We start from the raw sequence: 9,367 nt of genomic DNA on the forward strand, positions 1-9,367 counted from the left end.
CGCGACAGGCCGGATTTGAGCTTCCGGAACCAGGACTGGCGCGGTGCAGGCGGCTCGGCTGGCGGCGGTGCCGCCGCGGCTTCCGGAGGACTGGCGGGCGCCGGTTCGCCGGTCGCGGGCACTTCCGGCTCCGCGTCCGTCTTGCCGCCGAAGACGCGGCGGAAGAGTCCCTTGCCCTCAGCCATGGTCATGTCCGATCCGTGCGTGCTTCGAGGCTCGCGCTTCGCGCGAGCACCTCAGCATGGCTAAGGAGGAGATGCTGCAAGGCCAGACCTTGTCGCTTAAGGAAACGCCGTTCATTGCCATCCTGAGGTGCGAGGGCGCGTGAGCGGCCGAGCCTCGAAGGACGCACATCGCACCGGCCATTGCTACGCCGCCTCGGCGATCAGCGCCCGTGCCGTGCGCCCGGTAATCCGCGCGGCGATCACTTCGCCCGGCAGGCCGCCGGCGATCTCGGCCGGGGTGAAATGCTCCGTCCGGCCAAGACCCCGGCGCTCGACCAGGACCCGGCGCGCGGCGCCTTCCTCGGCGCGAAGATGCGCGGCGAGCGCCGCATCGCCCTTCTCGCGGAGACGCGCCGCCCTTTCCTTGACCAGCGACCGGTCGACCTGAGGCATCCGCGCGGCCGGCGTGCCGGGCCGCGGCGAGAAGGGAAAGACGTGGAGGTGGGTCAGCCCGCAATCGTCGACGATGGCGAGCGTGTTGTCGAACATCGCCTCGTCCTCGGTCGGGAAGCCGGCGATCAGGTCGGCGCCGAAGACGACGTCGGGCCGGAGCCGCCGCACCTCTTCCGCGAAGCGTATGGCATCGTCGCGCGAATGGCGGCGCTTCATCCGCTTGAGGATCATGTCGTCGCCGTGCTGGAGCGAGAGGTGGAGATGCGGCATCAGCCGCCCCTCCTCGGCAATCGCCGCTAACAGCGCCTCGTCGACCTCGATCGAGTCGATCGAGGAGAGACGCAGCCGTTCGAGCTCCGGAACGTGTTTCAGGATGGCGCGGGCCAGCGCTCCGAGCTTCGGCCTGCCCGGCAGGTCGGCGCCATAGGAGGTGATGTCGACGCCGGTCAGCACGACCTCGCGATAACCGTTTTCGACCAGCCGGCGGATCTGGTCGACGATCGCGCCCATCGGCACGGAACGCGAATTGCCGCGTCCATAGGGGATGATGCAGAAGGTGCAGCGGTGGTCGCAGCCGTTCTGCACCTCGACGAAGGCGCGGGCGCGGCCGTCCATCCCCTCGATCAGGTGGCCGGCGGTCTCGGTGACCGACATGATGTCGTTGACACGGACGTCGGGCATCTCGCCGAGCCCGAAGTCGGGGAGGCGATAGCTCGCGGCGTCGAGCTTCTCGGTATTGCCAAGCACGAGGTCGACCTCCGCCATGCCGCCGAAGCTCGCCGGATCGATCTGGGCGGCGCAGCCCGAAACGACGATGCTCGCCGCCGGGTTCTCGCGCCGCGCCTTGCGGATCGCCTGCCGCGCCTGGCGCACGGCCTCGCCGGTCACCGCGCAGGTGTTGACGAGGATCGCGTCCTCCATGCCGGCGGCGTCCGCCTTGGCGCGCATGACCTCGGATTCGAGCGCGTTGAGCCGGCAGCCGAAGGTGATGACGCGCGCCGCCATCAGGCCGCGCCCCTGTCCGTCCGGGTCCAGGCGAGGGTTTCGCGATCGATCGTGCCGGCGAACTCGTCCTCGATCGCGCCGGTCATCATGATGTGGTCGTCGTCCTGCCAAGCGATGGTCAGCGGCCCGCCGGGCAGCGTCACGGTCACCTCGCGGTCGGTCATGCCCTTCCGCATCGCCGCGACGGCGGAGGCGCAGGCGGCGGTGCCGCAGGCCCGGGTAAGGCCGACGCCGCGCTCCCAGGTCCGCACCGTCAGCGCCGTCCGGCCCTCGACCCTGGCCAGCGAGATGTTGGCCCGCTCGGGGAAGATCGGGTGATGCTCGAGCATCGGCCCGAAGCGCTCGAGGTCGTAGGCGTTGACGTCGTCGACCCAGAAGATCGCATGCGGGTTGCCGACATTGACCACCGAGGGCGAGTGGAGGATCGGCGCGTCGATCGGCCCGATCTGGAGCTCGATGGCGCGGGTGTCGGCGAAGGGCTCGGCGAGGGGGATATCCTGCCAGCCGAAGCGGGGCCTGCCCATGTCGACCGCGACGAGATCGGGCCGGCCGGTGTCGAAAGCCTTCAAAAGGCCGGCCGAGGTCTCGATCGTCACCGCCTTGCCGCCGCTCTCTCCCATCAGCAGCCAGCCGACGCAGCGGGTGGCGTTGCCGCAGGCCTCGACCTCGCCGCCGTCGCGATTATGGATGCGCATGCGGGCGTCGGAGCCGTTCCGGGACGGCTCGATGGTAATCAGCTGATCGAAGCCGATTCCGTCCTGCCCGCCGAGCGCCCGGATTGCGTCCGGAGACAGCCCGGCGGCCGTCTCACGGCCGTCCAGGATGGCGAACTCGTTGCCGAGGCCGTTCATCTTGCGAAAGGGGATCGCGCCGGACATGTCATCTGACCGTTTCTGGAACCAGCGTTATATGGCTGAAAGCCGGGCGGATTGCCAGTCGTTCCCGTTGTTCCGTCCGCCGTCTACACGCGGGGATCAACAGGAATTGAATATTGCGGATCGCCACCCCGGCCTATGGTTTCTCCCAAGCTGACCGGCGGGAATGATCCCGATCGGCGGGATGAGCGGGAGATGGGACATGGGAGCCACAGGTATTGCCGGGTCGAGATCGGCCCTGCCGATCGCGATTACCCTGGCGGCCGCCGTCATCGGGATCGATCTTCTTTGTCAAAGCGCCGGGGCGCGGGCGGCCGAGAAGGCGACACCGATTCCGCCGCCGGTTATCGACGAGATGCGTGCGGGCGGCGGCAAGCTCGAGACGGCCGTGGTTGCCGGCGGGTGTTTCTGGGGCGTCCAGGCAGTGTTCCAGCACGTCCAGGGCGTCGAGAATGCCGTGTCGGGCTACGCCGGGGGGACGACCGCCGACCCCACCTACCACGAGGTCAGCAGCGGCCGGACCGGCCATGCCGAGTCCGTCGAGATTACCTATGACCCATCCAAGGTGACTTACGGGGAACTGCTCCGGATCTTCTTCTCGGTGGCGCACGATCCGACCCAGCTGAACCGCCAGGGGCCGGACACCGGCACGCAATACCGGTCGGCCGTCTTCTTCACCGGCGAGGAACAGCGAAAGGTGGCGACTGCCTACGTCGACCAGCTCAACAAGGCTGGTGTCTATCCGGAGCCGATCGTTACGGAACTCGCCGATCTCGATGTCTTCCACGCGGCGGAGGACTATCATCAGGATTATGCATTCTATAATCCCACTCAACCCTACATCATGTGGAACGACCTGCCGAAGGTCGAGAATCTGCGCATGATGTTCCCCGATGTGTGGCGGGAGGAGCCCAAGCTGGTGGGTGTCGGTGGCAACAGCTGAATCCACAGGGTTTCAGCCCGCGTCAAACCCGTGTCATGGAATACCGCTTTGGTCACAGGTGAAGGGTCGGCGTCCCTTCTTTATGGACCAATATTTTCTCTTTGCTCGCGGAACAGGGTCATAAGTCGTTCCGCGGGCTTTTCCGCTTTTCAGGGGGTTACCATCGCTTCGTCAGGCTGATGCCGGCGACGTCGAGGTCGTTGGTCATCGTTGCCTTGAGGGTTCCTTGCGCGTCGGACACGTCGATCGTCGCGTCGGTGAACCAGATGTGGGCGTAGGAAGCGGAAAGACTCATGCCTCCCGGAAACCGATGCGTCAGGCCAATGCCAAGGATCGTGCGGTCACCGTCGGGGCTTATGGTGTTGGGCGCTCCATCGGCGACCGCGTTTTCCCAGCCGAAACCGGCGGTGAAGCTGGTCCGGTCGGTCGCCTGATACCGTCCGCCCAGCGAAAAGAACCAGGTATCCTGCCAGGTCAGGGCGCGGACGACGTCGGGGTAGAGGACGTCGAAGCGGACGTGAAAGCCGTCGAAGACGCTCCAGTCGTTCCACTCGACCTCGCCGAGCAGGGTCAGCCGCTCCGTCAGGTCCTGCTCGAACCCGGCGCTGATCACGGTCGGGGTCTTGTAGTCGTAGGAGACAGGAATCGCGAGGGAAGACTTAACGATGCCGGCCGTTCCACGCACGCTGTGGGTAATCGGCGACCGGTAGCCCAGCCCGACCCGCGTTCCGGGCAAGGGATCCCAGGTAAGGCCGGCGGTCCAGCCGGCTCCGACGTCGCTCCCCCTCAAGTATCCCCGGGCATCGCCAAAAGGGGTGACCTCCATTCGCTGGTTGTCGATATCGAGGCCCTGCACATTGAGACCGAAGGCGACGGCGAAATGGTCGCCGATGCGGCGAGCGATCGTCGGCGTCAGGTTCCAGCTCACCATCGAGGTCTTGAGAAGCTGGTATTCACCGGCCCAATGCGGCCGGCTTTCGATCTTCACGGCGAAGGGCGCGCTGAAGCCGATGCCGATCGTCGTCCTGTCGTTGACCTGTCGGGCCGCATAGATCGCCGGCGCGATGGCATCATCCGCCATGCTGCCGGAATTCCCCAAAGGCATCAGGTTCTTGCCGGAAGGCGACGTCGCTTTTTCGGCCTGGATCGACACATCGGGAAAGAACATCCGGCCGTCGACCGTCACCACCGTGCCTGTGAGATCGGCGATCACGGCGGGGTTGTAGAACATGTAGGAGGCGTCGTGGCCGTAAGCCGAGGCACCCGCGTAGGCGCTGCCCATGGCGGCGGTGGACTGCTCACGCACGTAGAACCCGCCCGCTTTGGCGGACGACGCCCCAATCGCGACGACCAGCATCACTGCAGCCGCGCAGCCACAGACGTGCCGCATTGCCTTCTCCCCCAAACCCGGCAATGAGGTTAGTCGTCCGCCGCACCCTCGGTCAAAGCCTTTGCGCGGCAGAAATCGGCGTTTCCGGGGTCCTGCTCGCAACGGCTCCGGTTGACTCGGCGGTAGCGCGGACGTAAACCCCCGACGAACTCTGAAAAGAGCAACGACGATCAGACGCCGACCGGGACGGGATCCCGGAGGTCAACGTCCGCCAGCGCGATGCGCCCGCGGGCGCCAATTGCTTATGACAATCGCGGTTCGCCGGTTGCGGCGGGCCGTAGCGGCAACGACATAGAAGACCTGACGCGGCCAACGGCGACGAAGAAATGTTCGATACACTTTCGGAACGACTCGGTTCGATCTTTGACAGGCTGACCAAGCGTGGCGCCCTGTCGGAATCGGACGTCAACGAGGCGATGCGCGAGGTTCGCCGGGCGCTGATCGAGGCCGATGTCGCGCTTGACGTCGTTCGCTCCTTTACCGACAAGGTCCGCAGCCGTGCGGTCGGCCAGGAGGTGATCCGTTCGGTCACCCCGGGCCAGATGGTGGTCAAGATCGTCCACGACCAGATGGTCGAGATGCTGGGTGCGGACGCCGAGACGATCGACCTCAACGCCCCGGCGCCGGTACCGATCATGCTGGTCGGCCTGCAGGGATCGGGCAAGACGACGACCACCGCCAAGATCGCGCGGCGGCTGACCGATCGCGAGAAGCGCAAGGTGCTGATCGCCTCGCTCGACACCCGGCGCCCGGCCGCGCAGGAACAGCTGAGGATTCTCGGCGAGCAGGCGGGCATCGACACCCTGCCGATCGTCGCCGGTCAGTTGCCGGTCGACATCGGCAAGCGGGCGCTCTCCGCGGCCCGGCTCGGCGGCTATGACGTGGTGATGCTCGACACCGCCGGCCGTACCCATATCGACGAGTCGCTGATGGCCGAGATGGCAGAGATCCGGCAGACCACCGACCCGCACGAAATCCTGCTGGTCGCCGATTCACTGACCGGCCAGGACGCGGTCAATGTCGCCAAGTCCTTCAACGACCGGATCGGCGTCACCGGCATCGTCCTGACGCGGGTCGACGGCGACGGGCGCGGCGGCGCGGCGCTTTCGATGCGCGCGGTCACCGAGAAGCCAATCAAGCTGATCGGCGTCGGCGAGCGCCTCGATGCGCTTGAGGAATTCGATCCGAAGCGGATCGCCGGCCGCATCCTTGGGATGGGCGACGTCGTCGGGCTGGTCGAGAAGGCCGCCGCCAATATCGACGCCGAGGAAGCCGCCAAGGCGGCCGAGCGGATGCGCAAGGGGCAGTTCGACCTCGACGACCTTGCCGCGCAGCTCGGCCAGATGGCGAAGATCGGCGGCATGTCGGGGGTGATGGGCATGCTGCCCGGCGTCGGCAAGATGAAGAAGCAGATCGACGCCATGGGCGTCGACGATTCCGTCTTCCGCCGCCAGACGGCGATCATCTCCTCGATGACCAGGCAGGAACGCAAGCGGCCGGAGATCCTCAAGGCGAGCCGCAAGCGGCGCATCGCGGCAGGGTCCGGCACCCGTGTCGAGGAAGTCAACAAGCTGCTCAAGATGCACCGCCAGATGGCGGACATGATGAAGCAGATGGGCAAGGGCAAGGGGATGTTCGGGCGGATGGCCAGCATGGCCGGGATGCCCGGTGGCGGCATGCCGCAGATGGACCCGGCCGCCCTTGAGCAATTGACCCGAGGGGGCGGATTGCCCGGAGGATCGCTGCCCGGCGGTCTGCCCGGACTCCCCGGGATGGGCGGTCCAAAGCTTCCCGGCTTCGGCGGTGGTCTGCCGGGCCTTCCAGGAAAGAAGAAATGATCCGGTCTCGCGCGGGAAAACCCGCCGGCCGGCCAACGAACGACACCAACAGGAGTGATTGAATGTCCCTGAAAATCCGTCTCGCCCGCGGCGGCGCCAAGAAGCGTCCCTTCTACCGCATCGTCATCGCGGATTCGCGCTCGCCGCGCGATGGCCGCTTCATCGAGATCGTCGGCACCTATAATCCGATGCTGCCGAAGACCGACGAGAACCGGGTGGTGATCAAGACCGAGCGGGTCCAGCACTGGCTTGGGGTCGGCGCCCTGCCGACCGATCGCGTGCTGCGCTTCCTCGACGCCGCCGGCCTCGCCAAGCGCGCGCCGCGCAACAATCCGCAGAAGGCCCAGCCCGGCGCCAAGGCACAGGAGCGCGCCGCGGCTGCCGAAGAGGCGAAGGCCAGCGCGGCCGAGGCCGCTGCTGCGCCCGCCGAGGCCGAGCCGGCGGCGGAAGCTGCCGCTGAAGAGGCTCCGGCCGGCTAGTCATGACCGGGCCGGTGGCGGATCGGGTTCTCATCGCCCGGGTCGGCGCCGCGCACGGCATCAAGGGCGAGGTCCGCGTCAAGGCATTCACCGGAACGCCCGCGGATATCGCTGCCTACGGACCGCTCGAAGCCCCTGACGGCCGTCTGTTCGAAGTCGAGACGCTGCGGCCGGCGGCCGGCAAGTCGCCGGAGATGCTCGTCGTCCGTTTCGCCGGCGTGGCCGACCGGAACGCGGCCGAGGCGCTAAACGGGATCGAGCTGAGCATTCCGCGCCAGCGGCTGCCGGCGGCCGAGGACGACGAGTTCTACTACGCCGACCTGATCGGCCTCTCGGCCGAGACGGTCGACGGCCGGTCGCTCGGCACGGTGATCGGGGTGCAGAATTACGGCGCCGGCGACCTGCTCGAGGTCGCGCCGTCGCGCGGCGACACGATTCTCGTGCCCTTCACCCGCGCCGTCGTGCCCAGGGTCGATATCGAGGAGGGCCGGGTGGTCGTCGACCCGCCTGAGGGCCTCCTCGAAGAGCCGGACGAAGAGCGATGACTTTCGCGGCGACCGTCCTGACGATCTTCCCAGAGATGTTTCCGGGGCCGCTTGGGCGGAGCCTCGCCGGCCGCGCGCTCGACGAGGGAATCTGGTCCCTGGATATCCGCGACATCCGCGAGTCCGCTACCGACCGGCATCGTTCGGTAGACGATTCGCCGGCAGGCGGCGGGCCGGGCATGGTGATGCGGGCCGATGTCCTGGCTGCCGCGATCGACGCGGCGAGCCCCCAGGGCGACGATCGTCCCCGGCTGCTGATGAGCCCGCGCGGGCGACCTCTCGATCAGGCGCGCGCCCGCGCGCTCGCCGCCGGCAGTGGCGTGCTGATCGTCGCCGGCCGGTTCGAGGGGGTGGACGAGCGGGTCATCGCCGCGCGCGGCCTCGAGGAGGTCTCGCTCGGCGATTTCGTCCTGTCCGGCGGCGAGATCGCCGCGATGGCGGTCCTCGACGCGACCATCCGCCTGATTCCGGGCGTGATGGGCAACGCCGCTTCGGCCGACAGCGAGAGCTTCGCGGATCATCTTCTTGAATACCCGCAATATACCCGACCGGCGGTTTTCGAGGGCCGGGCGATTCCCGGCGTCCTGACCTCAGGCAACCACGGCGAAGTCGCCAGATGGCGGGGCGAGGAGGCGAAGCGGCTGACCGCCGAACGCCGCCCCGATCTTCTCGCACGACGGGAATCGACAAAGCCCGCCGATTAGCGTATGGAACCGCCGGCTTTCATATATTGACCGCGGGGTAAACGGCCGGACCGCACTGTTGGTGCGCCGCCGCCTGTCGTGAGAAGAGGTTCCGACCATGAACATCATTCAGCAGCTCGAGAAAGAGCAGGCCGAGACGATCGCCGCCGCGCGGGCCGTGCCCGAATTCGGGCCGGGTGACACCGTCCGTGTCAACGTCAAGGTCACCGAGGGCACCCGGAGCCGTATCCAGGCCTATGAGGGTGTGTGCATCGCCCGGTCCGGCGGCGGCCTCAACGAGAGCTTCACCGTCCGGAAGATTTCCTACGGCGAAGGCGTCGAGCGTGTCTTCCCGGTCTATTCGCCGATGATCGACTCGATCGAGGTCGTGCGTCGCGGCAAGGTGCGTCGCGCCAAGCTCTATTACCTGCGTGGCCGCCGCGGAAAGTCCGCGCGTATCGCCGAGAAGCAGGATCGCCGCGCGCCACGCGCCGCCGCCGCCGAATAGGCCGCGTCGACCGGTGCTGACGGGGCCGGCATTGCTGCGCTCCTGTCTGCTTGTCGTTTCATTCCTCTTTGCGCCAGTGGCTCTCGCCGAGCCGCTGGTTCTTTCCGTCACCTCCGCGGAGGCCATGGAAGACCAGGTCACCGGCGACCCGATCATTTTCTTTTCGATGGCAGAGGAGTCGGCGGCTGCGTTCGGGCGGCTGACCACTGAAAACGTCGATCGGACGGTCGAAATCCGGCTAGACGGGGTAACTGTCAGCGCTCCGGTCATTCGCGAACCCATCCTTCGCGGTACCGTGGTGATCTATGGCGATTTCGACCATACCGATGTCGTCGACCTTGCTGCCCGCATTGCGTCGGGTGACGTGACCGTCGAGGTCGAGGTGGTCGACCCCTGAGCCGATCGGGTTGCGATTTCCTGGGTGCCGCTGAGCGCGCCCAAGCGACGTAGGGCGACGCTAGTTAACCACGCGGACGAAGAGTCC

Annotated in this window: 10 protein-coding genes and 1 pseudogene; 7 read left to right on the forward strand and 4 right to left on the reverse strand. The window is 67.0% G+C overall.

What is annotated here, in order from left to right; translation table 11 throughout:
* From KDJ86_RS01765 to dapF, 3 genes and pseudogenes are all read right to left on the reverse strand, one after another.
* Positions 1–191 (reverse strand): annotated as a pseudogene (locus KDJ86_RS01765) (signal recognition particle-docking protein FtsY); the annotation flags it as partial.
* Between the two features lie 177 nt (positions 192–368).
* The gene (gene mtaB / locus KDJ86_RS01770; RefSeq protein WP_291742096.1) at positions 369–1,622 is read right to left on the reverse strand and encodes a tRNA (N(6)-L-threonylcarbamoyladenosine(37)-C(2))-methylthiotransferase MtaB; all 1,254 of its coding nucleotides are present in this window, start codon (positions 1,620–1,622) and stop codon (positions 369–371) included.
* Positions 1,622–2,500 (reverse strand): diaminopimelate epimerase, encoded by an 879-nt coding sequence (gene dapF, locus KDJ86_RS01775; RefSeq protein ID WP_291742099.1) that lies wholly within the window; start codon positions 2,498–2,500, stop codon positions 1,622–1,624. Before dapF ends, mtaB begins: the two co-directional genes overlap by 1 nt.
* Positions 2,501–2,699: 199 nt before the next feature.
* On the opposite strand from dapF, the gene msrA reads away from it, so the two are divergent.
* Entirely contained in the window at positions 2,700–3,440 is a 741-nt protein-coding gene (gene msrA, locus KDJ86_RS01780) for a peptide-methionine (S)-S-oxide reductase MsrA (protein ID WP_291742102.1), read from the forward strand.
* Between the two features lie 157 nt (positions 3,441–3,597).
* On the opposite strand, the gene KDJ86_RS01785 is transcribed toward msrA, so the two are convergent.
* Positions 3,598–4,830: an OmpP1/FadL family transporter gene (locus KDJ86_RS01785; protein ID WP_291742105.1), complete on the reverse strand. Its 1,233-nt coding sequence runs from the start codon at positions 4,828–4,830 to the stop codon at positions 3,598–3,600.
* 326 nt (positions 4,831–5,156) lie between these two features.
* Here KDJ86_RS01785 and ffh point away from each other — a divergent pair, with 326 nt between their 5' ends.
* The 6 genes from ffh to KDJ86_RS01815 all read left to right on the forward strand — a co-directional run bounded on the left by ffh (position 5,157) and on the right by KDJ86_RS01815 (position 9,280).
* Positions 5,157–6,668: a signal recognition particle protein gene (ffh, locus tag KDJ86_RS01790; RefSeq protein WP_291742107.1), complete on the forward strand. Its 1,512-nt coding sequence runs from the start codon at positions 5,157–5,159 to the stop codon at positions 6,666–6,668.
* A gap of 62 nt (positions 6,669–6,730) precedes the next feature.
* Positions 6,731–7,147 carry a 30S ribosomal protein S16 gene (rpsP, locus tag KDJ86_RS01795; RefSeq protein WP_291742108.1) on the forward strand — a complete coding sequence of 139 codons (417 nt, stop codon included), beginning with the start codon at positions 6,731–6,733 and terminating at the stop codon, positions 7,145–7,147.
* A gap of 2 nt (positions 7,148–7,149) precedes the next feature.
* Positions 7,150–7,692: a ribosome maturation factor RimM gene (gene rimM, locus KDJ86_RS01800; RefSeq protein WP_291742110.1), complete on the forward strand. Its 543-nt coding sequence runs from the start codon at positions 7,150–7,152 to the stop codon at positions 7,690–7,692.
* On the forward strand, positions 7,689–8,396 hold the full coding sequence (trmD, locus tag KDJ86_RS01805; RefSeq protein WP_291742112.1) for a tRNA (guanosine(37)-N1)-methyltransferase TrmD: 708 nt from the start codon (positions 7,689–7,691) through the stop codon (positions 8,394–8,396). The genes rimM and trmD overlap by 4 nt, the downstream gene beginning before the upstream one ends.
* Positions 8,397–8,493: 97 nt before the next feature.
* The gene (rplS, locus tag KDJ86_RS01810; RefSeq protein ID WP_291742114.1) at positions 8,494–8,883 is read left to right on the forward strand and encodes a 50S ribosomal protein L19; all 390 of its coding nucleotides are present in this window, start codon (positions 8,494–8,496) and stop codon (positions 8,881–8,883) included.
* Positions 8,884–8,896: 13 nt separating this feature from the next.
* The gene (locus tag KDJ86_RS01815) at positions 8,897–9,280 is read left to right on the forward strand and encodes a SecDF P1 head subdomain-containing protein (RefSeq protein WP_291742117.1); all 384 of its coding nucleotides are present in this window, start codon (positions 8,897–8,899) and stop codon (positions 9,278–9,280) included.
* The last annotated feature ends 87 nt before the right edge of the window (positions 9,281–9,367 follow it).

Origin of the sequence: Bauldia sp. (assembly GCF_020442045.1) — a bacterium.
Classification (GTDB): Bacteria; Pseudomonadota; Alphaproteobacteria; order Rhizobiales; family Kaistiaceae; genus Bauldia.